Origin of the sequence: Frankia sp. KB5, assembly GCF_002099325.1 — a bacterium.
GTDB lineage: Bacteria > Actinomycetota > Actinomycetes > Frankiales > Frankiaceae > Frankia > Frankia casuarinae.
This window is the reverse complement of record NZ_MRUJ01000099.1, coordinates 1-19,908: the sequence shown is the minus strand read 5'-3', so window position 1 is coordinate 19,908 and position 19,908 is coordinate 1. Positions and strand designations below refer to the sequence as shown.

Below are 19,908 nucleotides of genomic sequence, written 5' to 3'. Positions count from 1 at the left end.
CGGCTCCACCGGCCGGAGAACGGTCGGAGAACGCGGCTCTACAGTTCGGATTCCCCGGCCAGCATCGCCCGGGAGCTGAGCCGGAAACCGATGGTCCCGTCCACGATCTTTCGGATCACGGTGGCTTTCGGATCCCTGCCGCCGACACCGTCGACACCCAGGGCGCCCGCCAGGGCCCGTAGCTGCGGGACCGGAATCCGGCCCAGGGCAGCCAGGTGCTCCCGGGCTTCCTCCCGGCTCGCGGCGGCGACCAGTGTCGCGTGCAGCTTCTCGACGTCCACGGACGCCGGGAGCCGGGAGCCGTCCGCCGCGGCACGACCGCCCGGGTCTGCTGCCGTGGCCGTGGGCGTGGGCGCTGCTGTGGGCGTGGGCGCTGCTGTGGGCGTGGGCGCTGCTGTGGGCGTGGGGACGACCGCGAGCCGCGCCCGACCCGCCACGAGATCGTCAAGCTGCCGGACGTCCAGGGTGTCGAGCAGATCGGACACCTGGCGCAGGAGAACAGCCCCGAGACGGGCCGCATCCCGACCCGGGTGGCTGGCGGGCCGACTGTCAGGAGCCATGGTTCGCCGTCCGGATGCGTTTGAGGAACTCCTCGACCAGGCTCTGCAGTTCCCAGGCGAGTTCCCGGCTGAGCTGCTCGGTGAGAATGGCGGGGAGCTGGGCGCGGGCCGCGCCGGCGAAGTGCTTGTTGCTCTCCCGAAGCATCGCATCGAAGACGGGCAGCCCGAGGCTTCTGGTCTGTGCTATGTAGGGCCGCAGCGCCGAGACGGGCTGACCACCGTAGTACTGGACCATCGTGAAGACGACGCCCAGAATCATCGGTTCCAGTTTCTTCACGGCCGGCCGGAGGTCGGCCTGCAGATCAGCGACCTGGTTGAATTCCCAGGTGAACCGGCGCAGCCGGGACTGCAGGTGATCGATTCCGAGGGTGGACAGCTCGTCCGGGCGGGCCGGGATGAGCAGCTGGTCGCTGGCCGCCACGGCGGACCTCGTGATGACGCCGAAGTTCGGCGGGCAGTCGATGAGCACCAGATCGTAGAGCCGCCCGGGCAGGGTGGCAAGCCCGGCCGCGAGACGCAGATAGACGTCGAAGTAGTGGCGTGTCGACCGGTGGATCTGTGCCCCACCCAACCGCGCGGCGAGATCCATCTCGACGTCGCCGAGGGCAAGGTGGGACGCGATCAGGTCGAGCCGGCCACCGTTATGCGCGATGCGGGAGTTCGCCACCGTGGGGGCGGTGACGAGTACCTCGAGTCCCGGCACCGGCCCGTCCATCCGCCAGGCTTCGAACCACTGTTTGATGGTCCGGCCCTCGGCGAGGTGCGCCCGCCAGTCCTCCGGCCGGTAGAAGGAGAAGGTGAGGCTCGCCTGCGGATCAAGATCGATCAGAAGAACCCGTTTTCCCCAGCGGGCGATCTCCGCGCCGATGTTCGCCGTCAGAGTGGTCTTTCCGACTCCGCCCTTGTAGTTCATGACGGAGACCACTTTCACGGTGTCACCGCTCTTGTGGATGACCGCGATATATTAAGGTAGCCGTCAGGTTGGCTTCGTGGACTTCGATGATGTGTCATCCGGCGGTCCCCCTGTCGCGCACTGGCGCCGTCGTCCGTACGCGTAACCCGCGCCGGCCTTCTTCCTGCCAGCACACCACGTGCCGTTGACGCCACTTCCAGGATCCCCCGGACGGGTGAGTGCCGTGCGTGGACATTTGRCCGCCGATGACCATCGATCGTCCAGCTGATCGCACGTTGGGAGGGTCGTGGGAGAGGTCGTAGGGCAGCCAGCCGCGCACCGGCTCCGGACTGCCGCCACGCTGGACCTAGCCGACTGGTGGGTACACCATGGTCAACTCAAGCGAAGTGGGACGGTACCAAGACGAAGGCCCGCAAGTCCGGCCGGACACCCCAAGCCGACCGTCTTCCGTCAGTGCCCCTGCTCACCTAGTGCCCCCGGCCACCGTCTGCGGCATCGGGCCGAGACGAGAGGGTGAGTTTCGGGTGATGCTGGGTTTGACGCGGCGAGCAGGCGGTAGGTAATGGCTGTGGTAATCGGCGCACCCGACGCGCGCGGGGCCGGGAGGACCCGGTCCGGCTGTTGGCTCGGCGAGCGAGGAAGCGGTCCGCGGCTACATCCGCGCCGCGACCCGCGCGACCATTATTGCAGACGAGCTGGCCAAGCTCGGAGACCTGCACCGCCGCGGACTGCTCAACGACCAGGAGTTCGAGCGCGAGAGGGCTAGGAGTCTCGCGTGAATCAGCATGGTCAAGCGGTGGGGAGCATCCATGGACGGTCTCCAGATTCTCCCGCTGGCAATCACCATGATGATCGGACCGCAGATCATGTCGGCGATCATCTTCGTTACCACGCCACGAGCCGGGCGGGTATCCCTGGGGTTCCTGGCCGGTGTGGCGGCCGCGACAGCGGCCGGTGTGGCCGTCATGATGGGCCTCGCCGCCTTGCTGGACAGCGCCGTCGACCTGGGAAGTTCGAGGAGTAACGGTTCGGCCGGCCAGATCATCCAGTACGTACTGGTGGGCCTGTTGGCAGTCGCCGCCGTGAAGAACTGGGTGCGGCGCGAAACGGTGGAGCCGCCGAAATGGCTGACGACGCTGATGGCGGCAGATCTGATGAAGGCGTTCCAAGTCGGACTGTTCGTCATTCTGCTGATGCCCTCGGACATCGTGATTATGATGACGGTTGGAATACACCTGCAGCAGAACAACGCGTCCTATGCGGCAGCACTCCCGTTCATCGGGCTGACCGTTACGGTGGCGGCACTGCCGCTGCTTGCCCGACTACTGTTCCATAGACGGGCAGAAGTCGCCGCACCGCGCGTCCGAGACTGGATGAACACTCACAGCTGGCTCATCAACATAATCGTCTGCATCATTTTCATCGCCCTCATCATCGACTGAAGCGGCTGCCTGAGTCCCCGCCCCGGAGGGCGAGCGCCGCACACAGGGCATTCGGCGGATCCGGCGATGAACCCGGTGCTGTGGGGAGGACGCCATGCCCCGGAGCTGGCGTACGAGTAATAACAATCCTGCGTCGCGGCCGTCCGGCGGCGCTGGCGCTCACCGCAGCGGCGCGCCGTGGCGGCCGATCAGGACGCTCTGTGCGCGCGTCGGGACAGCCCGGGGGCGTGCGGGGCAGTCCCCGGTAGGAGACCTGGCGTCCAGACTACGTGAGGCGGATCTGATTAACAGGGCGATGAATCTCGCCGCGATGATCCTGATGATTTTCTTTCCTTTTGTCATCACGCTGGCGGCGCTGTCGCCACTGCGGCAGGGCGGTGCGGCGGACATAATCATCGCGCGCATGGGGTTGAGCCATGATGCGGCGATGGCCGTGGAACGACTCTTTACCCCGCGGAGCGGAACCGTCCTCACCGGCTGGACAGTACTGGGAGTGCTCTGGCTGATAATTGGCGGACTGAGTCTGGCCGCGTCCGTCCAGTCCATTTATGTGCGGGTCTTCAGACTGAAGYCATTCGGGCTACGCGGCCTACTGGCCCAGGTCGGCTGGCTCTGCGGATTGATCTTCTTTCTCGTCGCTACCACGAGTCTCGGGGCGCTGCTCACCGGCACCGTGGCTGGTCAGGTCTGCTACGGCCTGGTAGCCACCGTGATCCTGGCGCTCTTCTTGTGGGTCGGGGTCCGGGTACTCACCATCGGCCGGATGAGCTGGCGGGACTCGTGGCCGACAGCCCTGTTCACGACGATCGGCCTGACTGGTCTGGGTGTCGTCAGCCGGCTGGCATTCTCGGCTTCCATCGTGGCGAACGAGCGCAGCTATGGCGGGATCGGGGTCGTGTTCACCATCCTGTCGTGGCTGATCGGTTTCGGTGTCGTCCTCATCGGGGGGGTAATCGTCGGCACGTGGTATCTCGACACCGAGCTGTCGGTCGCCGGCATCCTCAGAAAGTTTCACATCGGGAGGAGGACGGGCCGAGACCAAGCCCGGAAATCATGAGCTGAGCCGGTGCGCGGATCGGCGCCGAGGGCCACAAGGGCCAATGACGTGTGACCTGGTGTTGATCGTGTCCGGCGGACAGCAGGAGGTGACGCTGTGTAAGCGGCTGATCTGGTTGACTGGCGTCCTGCCCGTCTTACCCTAGGTTCAGGGGCGTCAACGTCGCCTCCACAGGGTCCAAGCCGGGCACCCGCATCGGCCGCAATCCGAGCCGGGCCGGTAGTGCTCGTGGTCATGACGCRCATGGCCGCAGCGGCAGCGCAGGATGAGTAGACCGCGGATCGACCTCACAGGGTCACCTCCGTCCGGATGGGAGTAATAAGTGAGCTAGATAAGTGAGTTAACTGCCTAAATGTCGTATGTGAGCTGGTCTGCTGGGTGTGTCTAGACGTTCGGGCGGAGATCGTCCAGGTCGTCCTTCCCTGCCGGCCCGGGACGCCCGCCTGGCCCTCGTCCACGACTCGGCGCCTTCTGCGCGTGACCACCCCGCGACTCGGCCCGGCTACGATCGGGTGGCACGAGGAACGTCCGTGACGGGGCGGTTTATCGTCTCCAGGTCCTGAGCGCCATAGCAAGCGACCCATCGGGAGACGATAGGGATCATGAGAATCTCGAGCGGGACCGGGGCATCGGGCACCTCGGCCGGGCGCCCCGCCGACGGGCGGCGGGGGGGAAACGCGCCGCCCGAGGCGAACGAGCGCGCCGTCATCCGGCGCCGGTGGTGGCCACGCCCGGCGGTGCGGCCGGAACCCGGGCGGCCCGGCGCCCGCCGGGGCCTGTCCGCCCGGTCTGGTCCGGTCGGTCGGGGGTCCGCGGCCTCTCCCGTCCCTCCTGTCCCTTCCGCACAGCCTGCCCCCCAGGCACCGCGTGCCCCGTCTGCCTCACCGGCGTCGTCTGCCTCACCGGCGTCGTCTGCCTCACCGGCGTCGTCTGCCTCACCGGCGTCGTCTGCCTCACCGGCGTCATCTGCCTCACCGGCGTCGTCTGCCTCACAGCCGTCGTCTGCCCCGCCGTCGACGACATCACCCGGCGTCCGTCCCGGCAGGAAGAGCGGCCGGATGCCCGTGCTGCCCCCCTGGAAACAGCCGTGGGCGCCTCGGATCGCCGCGCTGCTGGCTCTGGTTGTCGGCCTGGTGGACGTCATCTCCGCGGTCACCCCGGAGTGGCGCTCCCGCCTGGAGGACCTGCGGGTGCTCCTGCCCCCCGCGGCCTCCCAGCAGGCCGCCGCGTTCACCGTCGTCGTCGGCATGCTGCTCGTGCTGCTGACGCCGGGGCTGCGCCGCCGCAAGCGGCGGGCTTGGCGGGCCGTGGTGGTCCTGCTCGGCGTGAGCATCGTGCTCCACGTTGCCAAGGGTCTGGACTACGAGGAGGCGGCCGGATCGGCCGCGCTGCTCATCGCCCTGCTGCTGGTCCACGGGGAGTTCCGGGCCAAGGGCGACCCGTCGACGCGTTGGCGGGCGCTCGGCGTCGGCCTGCTGCTCACTGTCGTCTCGATCGGGATCGGGTTCCTGCTGCTTTATGTGCGCCAGGACCGGATCGTCGGCCCGCATTCGCTGTCCGCCCAGTTCGAACAGATCGTCGAGGGACTCGTCGGGATCCCCGGTCCGCTACGGTTCACCTCCGACCGGTTCTCCGGCCTCGCCGCCCGCGTGCTGCTGACGATGGGCCTGTTGACCATAGTGACCACCGGCTACCTCGCGCTGCGACCGCCCGAGCCCCGGCCCCGGCTGACCGACTCCGACGAGGAACGGATACGTGCCCTGCTGGCCCGGCACGGCAAGGCCGACTCGCTGGGATACTTCGCGCTGCGGTCGGACAAGTCGGTGATCTGGTCACCGACCGGCAAGGCCTGCGTGGCCTACCGGGTGGTCTCCGGCGTGATGCTGGCCAGCGGAGACCCGCTCGGTGACCGGGAGGCCTGGCCGGGGGCCATCAGGGAGTTCCTGCGTGAGGCGGCCGATCATGCGTGGACGCCGGCGGTCCTCGGCTGCTCGGAGGCGGGTGGCTTCGCCTGGACCCGCGCCGGGCTGTGCGCGCTGGAATTCGGTGACGAGGCCATCGTCGACACGGCGTCGTTCACGCTGGAGGGCCGGGCGATGCGTAACGTTCGCCAGGCGGTCGCCCGGGTGGAACGCGCCGGCTACACCGCGGTCGCGCGGCGGGTCGGCGATCTCGCGCCGGCCGACATCGCCYGGCTGAAGGCACAGGCCGCTGCCTGGCGGGGTACCCAGACGGAACGGGGCTTCTCGATGGCGCTCGGCCGCCTCGGCGGCGGCGCGGACGGCGACTGCGTAGCCGTGATGGCGTTCTCCCATGACGCGGGTCCCCATGACGCGGGTCCCCACGACGCGGACGACCCGGTGAACGGTGCTCCGGGCCACCCGGCGAACGACACGACAAGCGGCATCGAGGACGGCACGTCGCATGCCGACGCGGCCGGCACCGAGCCCCGGCTGCGCGCCCTGCTGCATTTCGTGCCGTGGGGCCCCAACGGCCTGTCGCTGGACGCGATGACGCGGGACCGGACCGCCGACAACGGGCTGAACGAGTTCCTCATCGTCAGCGCCCTGCGCCAGGCCCGCGAGCTGGGCGTCGAACGGCTGTCGCTGAACTTTGCGTTCTTCCGGTCCGCGCTCGAACGCGGCGAGCGCCTGGGCGCCGGGCCGGTCATCCGCTGCTGGCGTTCCCTGTTAATATTCTTGTCCCGCTGGTTCCAAATCGATAGCTTGTACCGGTTCAACGCCAAATTTCAACCCACCTGGCAGCCCCGTTATATCTGCTACCCCGCCAGTTCCGAGCTACCACGGATCGCCTTGGCGATGCTCGAAGCCGAGGCCTTCCTGGTCTGGCCCTGCTGGCGCGACCATCTGTCCGGGCTATCCCGGTTGTCCCGACTATCCCGGTTGTCCCGACTGCCCCGGCCTGGGACGGCCGGCCTCCATCACCGTGCCCGAAGAAAGGACACCTCGACCGGCCCCGGGCCGGACTGACCATCACCTTCAGTCTACGTCGTCCATATTGTCTACGTCGTCCATATTGTCTACACCGTGGACACACTCGCAGGGGAGCGTGGATTTGGGGTCCCTGGTCGTCATCGGGAAGTGGTTCCTGCTGTCCCTGGCGGGAATGTCGCTCGCCTRCTGGGCAGGCTGCGGGTGGCTGGCCCACCGGCGCCGGGCGGGGCATCGGAACCGGGTGGGACRCCCCGCCGCGTTCGGGATGGGCGTCCTCGCCATGCTGCTCACGTTGGTGACGGCGGCGGATCTGGTCAATGCCTACTACGGCTACCTGCCGCGGGTCGACGACGTCATCGGGGTGAAGTCCTGGCCGACGGGGTCGGCGCGGGAGGCTGTGGCGCCAGCGCCGCCGCACCCGGACGGATCGGTTATCGACCTGTTGGTCCCCGGCACGCACAGCGGGTTCGGTGTGAAGGAGGCAAAGCAGGCACTGGTGTACCTCCCGCCCCAGTACTTCACCGAACCGCACGTCCGGTTCCCCGTCGTCTACCTTCTGCATGGCTCGCCGGGGGTGCCGGTCGACTGGTACCGGGCGGGCCGGGCCGCGCAGGTCGGCGCGCTGCTTGCCGGGGTCGGCCGGCCCGCGATCCTCGTCKCCCCGCGACTGAGTCACGGTTGGCTCKACGACAGCGAATGCGTCGACCGGCCCGGCGAGAACATCGAGACCTATCTGATCGACGACGTGATCTCGACGGTCGACCGGCGGTTGCGCGCCATCGCGGACCGAGCCGACCGGATCTTCGTCGGAATGTCCGCCGGCGGGTTCTGCGCGCTGAACCTCGGGCTACGCCACCGTGACCTCGTCGAGACGATCATTGATATGTCCGGGATGTCGAAACCGACCCACGACGGCGGGATGGTCGGCCTGTTCGGGAACCGGCCCGATCTCGCTCTGGTCGTGGCGGCGAACACCCCGGCCCGGTACGCGGCGACGCTCCCACCATTCCCGCCGATGCGGGTGTGGCTGGACTGCGGACATGGCGATCATGAGGCGTTGGGCGACACGGAGGCGATGGCCCGCGCCCTGGGGGAGCGTCCGGGCTTCGACGTCGTGCTGCGGCTGCGCCCCGGCGGCCACGACTTCGGCGTGTGGCGTCCGGCGCTTCGAGACAGCCTGCTGTGGGCGGTACCGCCCGGCGTGACCATCCGCCCGGCGTGACTGTCGGCCCCGTCCGCCCGGCGTGACCATCCGCCCGGCGCGACCATCCGCCCGGCGCGACCGTGGCACATCTGGTCGGCTGCCGCGGTGCCGGGAATGACAGCGCCGGGCGAAGACATTCTTCAGATGGGCCCTGCTTCTCGTCAGGCGGGAGTGTTCCGTGGCGTGCTCGATTCCAGGCCGGGGCGATCAGCGGGGATGGGCCGCGCCGGCGGAGAACATCCGAGGTGGACCGGGGGCCGGAGTCCCATGACCGTCCGCACACCGGCCCCCGCCGGAGGCGACGACGGTACCGCCAGAGGTGACGACGGCCCCGCCGGCGCGGAGCACGTTCACGGGGCCGAGGGCGCCGCCAGCCCGTGGTCGGGACGCCCGTGGTCGGTCGTGTGGCGGCTGCCGGTGACCGTAGGCCGGTTCCCGGTGACCGACTCCTTGCTCGGCGCCCTCGTCGCGGCGCGGGTGTTCCAGTACGTCGACCCGGCCACGGCGACCCGCTGGCAGTGGGCCATGAGCACAACCTTCGACCAGATGCGCCACCATCCCCTCGGGGTGCTTGTGGGCAGTATTCCGTGGCTGCCCGAGGGGCCGTTGGCGCCGTGGCTCATGTTCGCGGGCCTGGCCGTGGGCGGCTTGGAGGCGACGGCGGGAGGCGCCACCGCGCTGGCCGTCGTGCTGGGTGGGCACGCCGGGGCGACGTTGATCTCCCAGGGTGTGCTGGACCTGCGGGTCGTCACCGGCGGGTTGCCGCGGACCGCTCTGCACGTCCTGGATGTCGGGCCGAGCTATGTCGTGGCGACCGCCCTGACCGCGCTCGTGGTGCTGCCCTCCCGCCGGTCGCTGCGCGCTCTGGCGTCACTGACCTTCGTCGTCGTACTCCCCGTGATGATGAAGGGGGTGAGCCGTGGGGAGCTCKACGCGGTCGGCCACACGGCGGCCCTCGCCCTCGGTGCGCTCGCGGGGCTCGCGCCACCGGTGCGCCGCCGCGCCGCGGCGCGGCGGGACACCGCTCGGCGCGGCTGGTGGGACGTCGGGGGGAACAGGAGGGCGAAGTCCGGCCACAAAGCGCGGTTTGGTGTGCGAAGATATCGTTGGGTACGTGGACGGCGCGAGTCGGGTCTTGATCTGCATTTTTAGTGTGTGYCGCTGATCCGAAACGCCGACGCCAGCGGGCATGATGGTGTTAGCGTCCTGGCTGTCCGCTGCCACCACGGTCTGCTCGTCCAGTGCCCCATCGCAGAGCTTTCCTGGCTCATCGAACCGCCAAAAAGGGTCTCATCATGTCATCAAAGAGAAGATCTTCCTTCTGACTCTGGTGCAGGCAGCAACATTCTCAATCGCGGCTGGTTGCAACCGTGACCAGTTGTTCCTTTGACGGAAGAGGAGCCAAGCGTGGCAAGTGTGATCGACGGCATCTACCGAATCAGCATCGCCGGGCAGCAGACCCTCACCGACGTGGGCGGGGGCAACCTCGTCCTTCTGCCTGACGRCAACGGCGGCGGGCAGGTGTGGCAGGTGCGGCGCGCCGCCGGCGACACCTACACGATCCGCAAGCCGTCCGGCGGGGCTTTTGTGAGCTTCGATGGTGACCCGGACACATTCGAGCGGGTACGTGTGCTCCCGGAGCCGCGTGAATGGAAGATCGCTGATGGTCCCCAGTCGGGTACCTTCACCATCGGTGTCCCGGACAATGAACTGACCCTGGGACTTCACCCGGCGCTCATCTACCCGCCGCTGGTTGCCCTGTCACCTATCTTCAGGGAGGACAGGGGCTGGATTTTCGAGGGCGTCGAGTAGTCGAGTAACCCGTCCACCCGGGGCCCGGCCCGGCCGGTGAACGAGGYCCTGCGCCGATGGCACGGGGAGCCGGGCGCCGTGCCGCGGATGGCAGCAGTTCGACCATCCGCGGCACGGTACATCGGTACATCGGTACATCGGTGCATCGCGGCCGAGAGCGAATCGGGCGAACCGGATAGAAAGGATTGATCGGACAAGACCGCTGGTCGGTCACCTCAGTCGCATCCTCTCGGTGGCGGCRCCGAATGCGGGCCCGATCCGCGATACTTCTGTGGGATGACCAATTCTGTCCGGCCTGCCCGGCGGGGAATGCAGGCTATCCTCGGCGACCGTCTCTGGCAGGCGTTGTTGTCATGCGGTTCCCGGTGCCATTTCCGGTCGCGGCAGGTGCTGCTGCGTCAGGGCGATCCAGATGATTTCCTGCTTCTGCTGACCACCGGCCGGGTAAAGGTGGTGCGCGTGGACGCGGAGGGCTCGGCCCTCCTGCTGGCGCTGCGTTCGCCCGGGGACATGATCGGTGAGATGGCGCGAATCGGAACCGGACGCACCGCCACGGTGCAGGCGATCGATCGATGCGAGGCGCATCGGGTCTCCGCCGCCACGCTCGACTCCTTCCTGCGGCGGCACGGTGTTCAGGGAGCGCTGGCTGACTACGTGGTGAGCAAGCTGTCCGAAACGGTTCCCTATCAGCATCAGCTCGTGCATTTCTCGCCGCGGCAGCGGGTCGCCCGCCTGCTGTTGGAACTGGTCGCCCTCGCCGGACCGGAGCTGCCCGATCCGATGCGGGTGCCGTTCTCGCTCGATGCCGTCGCGGAGTCCCTGGGACTCGCCCGGAGCACGGTGGCCGCACATGTGGCGGCATTGCGAGAGGAACAGGTGCTGAGGCCGGGGCCACGGCTCGCGGTGGCGGATATCTCACGGTTGCGGGCCGAGGTGGGCATCACGACCGGCTGAGCATGCCGGCTGGCCCGGCGGGCTCCAGGTCGTCCGCTGGTTCTCCGTTGACGGGAGCCGGTGGGCCGACGAGATGTGGTCCGTGCCACCGTTGAACCGTCCGTCGATGGACGTTTTTGTCACTCTTCCGCCGCGACGCTGAAGAACACGGGCACGACATCCGTGCTCTCCCGCGAACGCGAAGGATTCAGCGATGGCCTCTACACCGGTCCATGGCGGCACCGACAGCATGGCAATGCCCCCTTACCGGGCCCTGCTCGTCGTCGACATCAAGGATTTCAGCGGCTACCCCGGACGCTGGCACGAGGACATGACGCGGGCGGTGCCGGACATCCTCACCGGAGCGTTCGCGCGTTCTGGCTGGTCCGAATCACCATCGATGGAACGTTTCTCCGACACCACCGGCGACGGGTACGTGCTCGGCTTCGAGCCCTCGATGCTGCCGTTGCTCGTCCACCCGTTCCTGGACAACCTCCAGCAGGAGCTGGAGTACCGGAACAAGGTCGCGCCCGTCGCACCTGCCGCGGCCGACCGGACGCTGCGGATGCGGGTGAGCCTGCACGTGGGATCGACGACCGATTCGGGGACGAACCGGCTGGGTGACGGCAGCGGTGCGGCCCGTATTGCCCTGCACCGCCAGCTTGACGCCGCCGCGGTACGACACCTGCTGGAAGAGTCGAATCCCCGGACGACCCTGGTGGCCGCGATCCTGTCGTCACGGGCCTACGAGGACGCCGTGCTCAGCGGTTACAGCGGGCTGGACGACTCCTTGTTCGTGAAGGCCCCCGTCGAGGTGAAGACATACCGCGACGAGGCGTACCTGTATGTGCCGAGACCGTCGGGCGGCCTGCTGCACCGCGGCTTCCGCGTTCCCGAGGTTCCAGCCGCACCGTCGCGGGCGGCGGCCGAGGCTTCCACGCCATCGGACCGTAGCCGAGCCGACCTTGGGCAGAGCGGCGCTACCAGAAATATCAGCGGCATCAGAAATATCGGTGGTATCAGCAACGTCGGCGGATCGGTCTTCGGGGATAATCGGCCGCAGACGCACGTGGGCATCGGTGACATCAACACCGCGTCTGGTCCGATCCGCACGACCCGTAGAGATACCCACGCCCCACGCGGCGACCAGCAGATCGGGCCGCGTACCGAGCACCATGGCCCGGAACACTATGGCCAGGGCCACCAGTTCGCCGCGCCGCTCGACCGCCCTAATTTTGGTGATTCTAACTTCACGCAGGGATCCCCGACCACGGCCCCGGACCCCGGAGCCGTGGACGAAAAGGGGACTTCGGGCGTGGAGGGCGCACACGATGACTGACATCCGGAGTCTTATGCCTGGCGCCAGTCCAGCGGATGAAACCTTGCCGCACGAACCGCCGGGTAATGTGCCCCCGGACGAGAAAGCAGCCGGCGCCGGCGCAGCGGCCGCCGCCGAACCACCGGGGGCCGGGAACACCGGTAATGTCAGCGGGGCAGGAAAATCCGGTGGAGCAGGCAACGTCGGCGGCTCGGTAAGTGGTGACAATCGGGCGCAGACCCATCTGGGAAACGGCGACATCAAGAATATTGTGAATCTGATCGACCTGGCAAAGAAGCGAGTTCGCCGGCCCGAAGCCATCTCCGGCGCGACTCTTCGCGAGCTGAGCGGAGTGTTCGTTCGGCCCACCGGCTTCGCGGATGCGGCGKAAAAGATAGAAAAACACCGCCTGGTGCTGCTCTCGGGATCCCCCGGAGACGGCATCCACGCCGCGGCGTGGATGCTGGTGGCTGGAGCCGGTGGTGCCAGGGCCGGGACGGAGAGGATTGAGCGTATTCCCGCCGATGTCGAGGCAGACGACGAGCCGGACATTCCCCAGAAAGCGTTGGACGATCAGGCGCGGTATCTTCTCGACCTGTCCGAATTGATGCCGTCTCGCTCCGAGGAACTGGCGAAGCGGCTTGAGGCGCTGCGGGACGTCGTTGCCGGCTCGGCCCGCTATCTGGCGGTCATTCTTCCAGCGGACTCGGTGAGATGGCTGCCGGCCGAGCTGCGGCGACTCGTGCCCGAGATGAGCCGGCCGGACTGGCGTGCCGTGCTGCAATCACACCTCGCCGTATCCATGCAACCAAGCGCGCAGCCTGATCTTGCGACGATAGTAAAGATCATCGAAAAGTCCGCCGATCTCGCCGATCTCGGGGCCGCCACGCTGTATCAGGTGAGCCGGGTGGCCGTAGCGTCAGCGAAACTCCTGGGTATGCGTCCGGGCGCGGCTCTGCCGGACTGCCTCCGGTTGGCCTGGCGGGAGGTCAAACGGCAGGACAGCGATTATGGGAAGGAGATCGACTGTCTGCTCGAGAACGATCGGACCGGCATGAACGCTCTCCTTCTCATCACAGCGGCCATGCTGGAGGACGCGGATCGGGACCTGGTGTTCGTTGCGCAACGGGAGCTCGCCCGGGCCGGTGAGTTTCRCCTTCCAGATGACCACGCGTTGACCCGCCCAGGTTTTCTGGCCCGCCTGGGAGAGATCGGTGTCGTCCGCGACGAGCAGAGACCGATCCGTTTTGAGAAGACGGGATTCGGCGTGGCCGCGCGCCACTATGCCTGGGACAACTACCCGACGTTGCGTCCGGCCTTTCTCGATTGGGCGGAACGGCTTCCCTCGCCGCCGGGGATCTTTTGGCCCAACGATGTTCTGACGAGGTTCGCGGAACGGTTCACCGAGGAGTCGTTGCGGAGTGATCGAGCCGATGATGCCCTGGATCTTGYGTATCACTGGATCGGTCGCCGTCGTGTCGCCGCGATCCCCGCGTGCTTGGGCCTGCTTACGAAGGGCCTGGAGGAGGGAGCGGAGGGAACCGGCGGCCGGAAGTTCCGGCAGCGGATCCGTGCATGGTCGGAGGATCATCGGCTGGACGCCTACCTGGCGCGTATGTGTATCGAGCTCTCTGGTAAAATAATATATGATATCTATCCGTTTCAGGCGTTGACCCGACTGCACAACTTCGCCGCGCATGAGAATCCGCAGGTTGCCAGCGCGGCCATCGATGCCGTCGAGACCCTGGCAAGCGCCGACCGGGACAACTATCGCTATGTACTTGGCCGGTCCGTGAGAGCGCCCTATGYCGTCCGCGGATCGACGGGGAACGCGGAGGTTTTTCTGCGCCTGGTGTCGGCCTCTCGGTTGTATGCCAGGGACGCCGTCGGATGGCGGCCTGTCGACGATCCCGAATGCGGGGAGCTTTTCCGTGGCGGGTGGATCCTTGTGCTCGAGGCCGATGCGCCGCCCTCGAAGGAAACGATCGGGCTGGTCCATCTCTGGCTGGATGACGTGGTGCAGGCTGTTGGGCGGGGGCCGACGATTTTACCGGACTTGCTCGTCGACGCGCTGCGTGAACGTTTTGATCTGCTTTCATCGCTGCGGGCGATCCTCGGTCGTTGGGTGGATCGGCCGCTGGGGGATCCGATGGCGCCCGACCAGGCCGCAGTTCGCACCTATCTCCTCGACCGGATCGATAAGGAGCTCTTCGGGGAGGATGTCGGCTTGCGTCCGCCCTCCTCGCCAGGTGACACCCAGCCGTCGCCCGCCGCAGGACGAGAGGAACAACGATGACCAGGAGTCAGTGGGTCGTCTTCGTCATGAACCTTTTCGGTCTCCTCGCCACGCCGCTTCTTCTGGGGTGGATCGTGGGCGGGCCGTTGTTGATCTGGGTAGTTCTTGCGCTCGCTCTGACAGGAGTGACAGTCGTCCAGGCGTGGCCGGTGCGCGGGATTCTGGATGCGGAGAAGGCTCCTCCGTCGCCAGTGGTAGTCCCTACGATGGCGATGACCCCGGTTCCCGTCCTCTCCGACGAGTACCAACGCGAGCTGGAGAGACGGCGTGATCTCGCTCAGGTGTTCTCTGCCGCGGACTCGGCGGCGGTCTGGCACCTGGCTCGCGGCGATGCGGATATCGAGGCAACAGGCCGGGCGATGCCCGTGCTGGACTATCTCGTCTCAGTGATCAGTCCAAAGGCGGAGAGCCGATTGCCGAGGCCGCGGAAGTGGGAACACACTGTGGACGACGACATGACCTTCGAAAAGCATGCCGAGGCGATCATACAGGCAGTCCTCCCAGATCCAGCGGACGGCAGGCGAGGCGACCTTGCCGCGCAGCTCGGAATCGTGCTCGACAGATGGAACACATCGGGGGAGTTCGGCAAACTACTGAAGCAGCTGTATCCCGCCTCCCAGGCCATTTTGTAGTCGATAGACCACCTTGATCACTTCTGGCTGCGGCGGAAGCGTGGCCTGCCCTCGACGGATGCCGGCGACACGCCGGAGGAATCCGAACACGCAGCAGCGCTCGCCTGGGCCGGGTGGATCCGTCAGGAGGCGGACCGCGCCATCTCCTCCTGCGACCCGGCAGCTGACGTATATCACTCCGGACGAGGCGCCGTTGTCAGAATTGGACCGATTCATGCCGAAGGGCATGACCGCCTACTACCCACCCGACAATTACCATGCGTGGTGGGAGTCCGTGAACCGCGAACCTCAACATTCCGCATCTCCCTTTCCAGCGGGTGTATAGGAGTTGGAATCTCCTCTTCATCCCGCTAAGGCCACGCTCCGTGGCTAGCTGATCGTCGAAGTCGGTCGATGATCCGTTTGCGGACCTCGTCGAGCACGCTAGTCTCTGTTACCGATAGTAGCGATTCACTCTCTCTCTCGGTTCTGGAGGAAGCGTGGACAAGTCCGTGAGGCGGAAAGCCGCGGTTGTCGCGGTGTCTACGGCGGCGGCAGTGTTCGTCACCGTGGGGCCGGCGGCTACGAGCGCGCTGGCGTCGAGCTATCTCGGTGGCCCGGTGGATGAAAAGATCGCCAAGGATCATTGGGGTAAGGACGGCTGGGACGGCTGGGACGGCAAGGACCGGTGGGACGGTAAGGACGGGTGGGACGGCTGGAACGGTAAGGACGGGTGGGACGGCTGGAACGGTAAGGACGGGTGGGACGGTAAGGATCGGTGGGACGGCAAGGACGGTAAGGACCGGTGGGACGGCAAGGACGGTAAGGACCGGTGGGACGGCAAGGACGGTAAGGACCGGCGCCACAAGGACGACTGGGATTGGGATTGGGATTGGGACTGAGCTGACGAGAGGACCTGGACGGAACGCCACTGAAATACGGCGAACCGCTAGGAGAAACATGTAGCGGGGTTGGCGAGGGCGTCCGGCACGGGTTCCAATCGGCAATGACCGCCCGGGTTTTCCGGCCGCCGCGGCGCCGGACACCGTAGCTCTACGGTGTCCGGCGCTCGCGTCCCGTGGCCGCCACGCGCGGGTAGCGGGAAGGCGGCGCTCCGGCTCCCCTCCAGCGTCTATGACATCGTTGAGTGTGTCACGGACGACGGTGAGCAAGGCGATGAGCTGATCGTGTCTGGTGGCGGGGCCGCCGGCATGTCCGAGGATTGACCGATAGGCCGGACGGGGCCGGGTGACGCCCGATACCGGAGCCAATCTCAAGGCACCCTGAGAGCACGGGCGATCCGTCGTTGTTCGCTCTCGTAGGCCGCTGCCATCCGGTCGGCCTGGCTTTTCGGGATGCCGAGCCCGGCTGCGGCCTGCCGCCAGCCCGCCGTGGCGGTCTCCACCTCCCTGACGAGGTCGCGGGCCCTCGGCGGCGACAAGCGGAAGTAGTTGCCCACCGACAGCGCGAGGTCGATGCTTGCGTCGGTGTTGTCGAGATCGAYGGCCGTGCTCAGCCGGGCCGGGTTGTCCGGATTGGGGTTGAGGTCGTAGGCAGGAGAGAGYGCCCAGCCGTCTCGCTCGCGCAGGAACGCGTGATTGCGCAGGTGGTCGTCGGTGTTCCCGGTCAGGATGGAGAACAGGATCCGCCGGTAGAGCTCACGCAGGTCGGCGTCAGCTCTCGGCGAGTAGCGTTCGATCACCTCGGCGATCTCGAGGTAGCTGCGAAGGTCCCCGTCGGAGGCCTCGAGCATTGTCAGGGCGCTTGCGAACCCCAGACGCCGCGCGCCGATGCGGTCGAAGCGGCTCAGGAGCAGTACGTGCCGGCCGGTAACGGTCAGCAGTTCCGACTCCGCCACGGTGAGCCCCGCTCTGCGAGCGAGCCTCAATTGTACCTCCTCCCAACCGGCCACGTCCCATTCGTCACTGTCCGAACGCGGGAACTTGGCGATCGAGAGCCGCCCGGACACGTCCCGCACCGCCGCCTTGGGGCGCGCGCCGCCGAGCGAGCTACCTGCGTCGATGAGGTCCGCGAGGTCGCGGTCGAAGTCGCCCTCCGCGCGGACGCGGTCGGCTGCTCGCATGAGCCGGGCCAGGTCGATCAGCCGTGGGACCGCGTGCCGGTGCGTCGAATAGTAGGTGGCGGTCGCCGGCTGGCGGAACCTGACACCTCCCTGGCGGGTGTCGTCGCGGACGCCGAGAAGGAAGTCGGCCTTACCGAGAGTGCGAGGTGTGGTCTCGGCGGCGCGGGCGCGCTCGCGCTCCTCACGCCTCATGAGGTTCTCACCCCATCGGTCGGGGGCGCTGTCGGCGAACGCGTTGAAGATGGCCGACCCCGCCGGCGTGTGGAAGACGCCGGCGGCTCTGGCCAGCGCCGGGTCGAGGTCGTATCCGGCCGGGTTGGTCAGGTAGGCGTCGGCATATCGGAACGTGGCGCTCTGTCCGCCGCGGTTGTGAAGCCACAACGTCCCTGCGGCGGTCTCCTGCCCGTCGATCTCGACGGTGACCTCGACAGGATCCCGTCCGGCCATCAGCGCCGTACTCGCTTGGGGAGGATCTCGTCCATGCGCAGCCGGCCGACGTCGGTCTCGTACGGGTCGGTGGCCCTGACGACGGCATCCATGATCCCGATGGTGCGTAGCACCCTGAACAGGTTCTCGGTGCTCGCGGTGCCCTTACCCTGCTCGATGGCGCGCAGCGTGTCCCGGGAGATCCCGGCTCGCTGGGCGACCTGGGCCGCGGTCAGCCGGTTCAGCTTCCGCCAGGTCGACACATGCTCGCCGAGCAGACGCAGCGACCGCGCCACCGACAACGGCGTGGCATGCGAGGCCCTGTCGCCGACCATAGCCAACATCATACGAGTCTACGGCGGTTAAGTTCGCCGTTAAGTGCGGCTCCTCCGTGTGGTGGCCGACCAGGTGGGGCAGGCCGGGGCGAAGACGGTCATGACGGGTAGATCGCGTGCCCACCCGAGCCGTCTGAGCCAGTGGCGGTCTCCGGATTCCACGTCCTTGGCTTTCTTCACCCATTTTCCCAGCGTCATCTCATGGACGCCGATGTTCCGGGCGACCTCGGCGACCGGACGGCTGCCGTCGATGACGAAGGCTACCGCTTGCTCCTTGTACTCCTCGGTGAATCCGCGACGTGTCGCGCCCATAGCTCGCTCTCCCGGCAGATCGGGCAGCTACCTCAGGTATCCACCGAAGCGGGTACGATCCAGGCATCAGTCGCAAGACCCTACAAAAGCTCAGTTGACTGGCAGGGCGCTGATATCCGAACCCTGCGATATTCGACGATCTTGGTGTTGTGTGACGCCGGCATCGGGTCTCGTCTCCTGGAGCCCGCCGGTCCGAAGCGAGCTGTCGCGGGCGCGGCGTGACCATCTTCCTGATTCCACACCAGCTGGCCAGGGCGGAGCGGCTGTGGACCGGGTCTCGATCCTGACACCACGCTGCGTCTGATCGGCCGCGCCGGCGGAGTTGCGCACCCGGCCGTTCGCCCGCAGGCTGGAGATTCGGGGCCGCACCGTGCCGTCTGACCCGGACTTCATCGGTGTCGGCGGATGGCACCGCGATCTGTCCGGCGCTTCCTGCTGACCCTGCGGATGGGTGGCTTGGCCATCGGCTTTGTTGTCATGTCCGATCGTGCCCAACTGGGTGAGATCGTCCGGCGGGCGCGGAATGGGCGGCGGAATGGACGGCTGTGGACGAACATCGGCAGCATCGCAACTCTCGACGATGCCGTCGCGGCCTTCGGCCCGACCGGGCGGATCGGCGGGCAGACGATCGTCCGCGTTCGTCCGTGAGCGACACGTGCCCACCACTGTGCCCAAGACAAATGGCCGGGGAGGCAGTTACCCATGAAGGCGATCGTCGTGACGGACCAGGCTGCGGGAACGGCCGGGATGAGCCTGGTGGAGCGGCCCGAGCCGTCGGCGGCGATCAACGACGTCGTCGTTGAGGTTCATGCGTCGGGTTTCGTCCCGACTGAGATGGCGTGGCCCTCGACCTGGACCGATCGTCTCGACCGTGACCGAACACCGTCGATCCCCGGGCATGAGCTGGCCGGAGTGGTCACGGTCCTCGGCTATGGCACGACGGGGCTGTCGGTGGGACAGCGGGTGTTCGGCCTCTCGGACTGGCATCGCGACGGCACCCTGGCGCAGTATGTGGCCGTCGAGGCACGCAATCTCGCACCGCTCCCGGGCGACGTCGACTTCACGGTGGGCGCGAGCCTGCCGATTTCGGGGCTGACCGCGTGGCAGGGGCTGTTCGAGCACGGCCGCCTTCAGGCGGGGCAGAGCGTGCTCGTGCATGGCGCGGCCGGCGCAGTCGGGACGATGGTGACGCAGCTCGCGCGCGAGTTCGGTGCGTACGTCATCGGCACCGGACGCGCTGCCGACCGGCAGAAGGCGCTCGACTTCGGCGCGCAGGAGTTCGTCGACCTTGAGAACGACGCGCTGGAGGACGTAGGCGGGGTCGATCTGGTCTTCGATGTCATCGGCGGCGACATCCAGAAGTGGTCCGCGGGTCTGGTTCGAGCCGGGGGAACGCTGGTGTCCGTCGTCGGACCGGTCGGGGCGCGGCCCGCCGACGGCCTGGCAGTCGACTTCGTTGTCGAGTCCGATCGCGTTCAACTGGGTGAGATCGTACAGCGGGTGCGCGACGGACGGCTGCGAACGAACATCGGCAACGTCGCGACCATCGACAATGYCGTCGCCGCCCTCAATCCGACCGAGCGACGTAAGGGCTCGCAGATTATTAACGCGCTGGTTTGATCTTCGGTGTGAGGTTGATTCCGTGGGCGGCG

17 protein-coding genes and 1 pseudogene are annotated in these 19,908 nt (G+C 67.2%); 13 read left to right on the top strand and 5 right to left on the bottom strand.

Going from position 1 to position 19,908, the window contains the following annotated elements:
• Positions 1–38 precede the first annotated feature (38 nt).
• Both KBI5_RS11195 and KBI5_RS11190 read right to left on the bottom strand, forming a co-directional pair.
• The gene (locus KBI5_RS11195; protein WP_085015197.1) at positions 39–560 is read right to left on the bottom strand and encodes a hypothetical protein; all 522 of its coding nucleotides are present in this window, start codon (positions 558–560) and stop codon (positions 39–41) included.
• Positions 550–1,491 carry an AAA family ATPase gene (locus tag KBI5_RS11190; RefSeq protein WP_011437138.1) on the bottom strand — a complete coding sequence of 314 codons (942 nt, stop codon included), beginning with the start codon at positions 1,489–1,491 and terminating at the stop codon, positions 550–552. Before KBI5_RS11190 ends, KBI5_RS11195 begins: the two co-directional genes overlap by 11 nt.
• Positions 1,492–2,282: 791 nt before the next feature.
• Here KBI5_RS11190 and KBI5_RS11185 point away from each other — a divergent pair.
• From KBI5_RS11185 to KBI5_RS11130, 11 genes are all read left to right on the top strand, one after another.
• Complete coding sequence (locus KBI5_RS11185; RefSeq protein ID WP_011437137.1) at positions 2,283–2,915, top strand: GAP family protein; 633 nt, start codon at positions 2,283–2,285, stop codon at positions 2,913–2,915.
• A gap of 310 nt (positions 2,916–3,225) precedes the next feature.
• The gene (locus KBI5_RS11180) at positions 3,226–3,972 is read left to right on the top strand and encodes a ribonuclease BN (RefSeq protein WP_241882825.1); all 747 of its coding nucleotides are present in this window, start codon (positions 3,226–3,228) and stop codon (positions 3,970–3,972) included.
• A 1,058-nt stretch (positions 3,973–5,030) separates the two neighbouring features.
• The gene (locus tag KBI5_RS11170) at positions 5,031–6,962 is read left to right on the top strand and encodes a phosphatidylglycerol lysyltransferase domain-containing protein (RefSeq protein WP_085015194.1); all 1,932 of its coding nucleotides are present in this window, start codon (positions 5,031–5,033) and stop codon (positions 6,960–6,962) included.
• 79 nt (positions 6,963–7,041) lie between these two features.
• On the top strand, positions 7,042–8,148 hold the full coding sequence (locus KBI5_RS11165) for an alpha/beta hydrolase-fold protein (RefSeq protein WP_241882824.1): 1,107 nt from the start codon (positions 7,042–7,044) through the stop codon (positions 8,146–8,148).
• Positions 8,149–8,397: 249 nt separating this feature from the next.
• Positions 8,398–9,282 carry a rhomboid-like protein gene (locus KBI5_RS11160; protein ID WP_085015193.1) on the top strand — a complete coding sequence of 295 codons (885 nt, stop codon included), beginning with the start codon at positions 8,398–8,400 and terminating at the stop codon, positions 9,280–9,282.
• A 255-nt stretch (positions 9,283–9,537) separates the two neighbouring features.
• Positions 9,538–9,942: a hypothetical protein gene (locus KBI5_RS11155; protein ID WP_085015192.1), complete on the top strand. Its 405-nt coding sequence runs from the start codon at positions 9,538–9,540 to the stop codon at positions 9,940–9,942.
• A 276-nt stretch (positions 9,943–10,218) separates the two neighbouring features.
• Positions 10,219–10,896: a Crp/Fnr family transcriptional regulator gene (locus tag KBI5_RS11150; protein WP_011437131.1), complete on the top strand. Its 678-nt coding sequence runs from the start codon at positions 10,219–10,221 to the stop codon at positions 10,894–10,896.
• Between the two features lie 193 nt (positions 10,897–11,089).
• Positions 11,090–12,214, top strand: a complete 1,125-nt coding sequence (locus KBI5_RS11145) for a hypothetical protein (RefSeq protein WP_011437130.1) — start codon at positions 11,090–11,092, stop codon at positions 12,212–12,214.
• Positions 12,207–14,489, top strand: coding sequence for a hypothetical protein (locus KBI5_RS11140; RefSeq protein ID WP_133057004.1), 2,283 nt, complete (start codon positions 12,207–12,209; stop codon positions 14,487–14,489). The genes KBI5_RS11145 and KBI5_RS11140 overlap by 8 nt, the downstream gene beginning before the upstream one ends.
• Positions 14,486–15,121: a hypothetical protein gene (locus KBI5_RS11135; RefSeq protein WP_011437128.1), complete on the top strand. Its 636-nt coding sequence runs from the start codon at positions 14,486–14,488 to the stop codon at positions 15,119–15,121. The genes KBI5_RS11140 and KBI5_RS11135 overlap by 4 nt, the downstream gene beginning before the upstream one ends.
• A 518-nt stretch (positions 15,122–15,639) precedes the next feature.
• Entirely contained in the window at positions 15,640–16,002 is a 363-nt protein-coding gene (locus tag KBI5_RS11130) for a hypothetical protein (protein WP_241882823.1), read from the top strand.
• A 371-nt stretch (positions 16,003–16,373) separates the two neighbouring features.
• On the opposite strand, the gene KBI5_RS11125 is transcribed toward KBI5_RS11130, so the two are convergent.
• Genes KBI5_RS11125 through KBI5_RS11115 form a run of 3 tightly spaced genes read right to left on the bottom strand, consistent with a single transcriptional unit; the run spans position 16,374 to position 18,256 of the window.
• Complete coding sequence (locus KBI5_RS11125; protein WP_085015189.1) at positions 16,374–17,630, bottom strand: HipA domain-containing protein; 1,257 nt, start codon at positions 17,628–17,630, stop codon at positions 16,374–16,376.
• Entirely contained in the window at positions 17,630–17,944 is a 315-nt protein-coding gene (locus KBI5_RS11120; protein WP_049760933.1) for a helix-turn-helix transcriptional regulator, read from the bottom strand. Before KBI5_RS11120 ends, KBI5_RS11125 begins: the two co-directional genes overlap by 1 nt.
• 39 nt (positions 17,945–17,983) lie before the next feature.
• Positions 17,984–18,256, bottom strand: a complete 273-nt coding sequence (locus tag KBI5_RS11115) for a transposase (protein ID WP_011437123.1) — start codon at positions 18,254–18,256, stop codon at positions 17,984–17,986.
• Positions 18,257–18,709: 453 nt separating this feature from the next.
• On the opposite strand from KBI5_RS11115, the pseudogene KBI5_RS11110 reads away from it, so the two are divergent.
• Together KBI5_RS11110 and KBI5_RS11105 are read left to right on the top strand one after the other, a co-directional pair.
• Positions 18,710–18,904 (top strand): annotated as a pseudogene (locus KBI5_RS11110) (NADP-dependent oxidoreductase); the annotation flags it as partial.
• Positions 18,905–18,958: 54 nt separating this feature from the next.
• Positions 18,959–19,876, top strand: coding sequence for an NADP-dependent oxidoreductase (locus KBI5_RS11105; RefSeq protein WP_085015188.1), 918 nt, complete (start codon positions 18,959–18,961; stop codon positions 19,874–19,876).
• The last annotated feature ends 32 nt before the right edge of the window (positions 19,877–19,908 follow it).

Excerpts from the sequence above, each read along its gene's own strand:
- KBI5_RS11195 (WP_085015197.1), bottom strand. The coding sequence starts at position 560 with ATGGCTCCTGACAGTCGGCCCGCCAGCCACCCGGGTCGGGATGCGGCC.
- KBI5_RS11185 (WP_011437137.1), top strand. The coding sequence starts at position 2,283 with ATGGACGGTCTCCAGATTCTCCCGCTGGCAATCACCATGATGATCGGA.
- KBI5_RS11150 (WP_011437131.1), top strand. The coding sequence starts at position 10,219 with ATGACCAATTCTGTCCGGCCTGCCCGGCGGGGAATGCAGGCTATCCTC.
- KBI5_RS11145 (WP_011437130.1), top strand. The coding sequence starts at position 11,090 with ATGGCCTCTACACCGGTCCATGGCGGCACCGACAGCATGGCAATGCCC.
- KBI5_RS11135 (WP_011437128.1), top strand. The coding sequence starts at position 14,486 with ATGACCAGGAGTCAGTGGGTCGTCTTCGTCATGAACCTTTTCGGTCTC.
- KBI5_RS11120 (WP_049760933.1), bottom strand. The coding sequence starts at position 17,944 with ATGGTCGGCGACAGGGCCTCGCATGCCACGCCGTTGTCGGTGGCGCGG.
- KBI5_RS11115 (WP_011437123.1), bottom strand. The coding sequence starts at position 18,256 with ATGGGCGCGACACGTCGCGGATTCACCGAGGAGTACAAGGAGCAAGCG.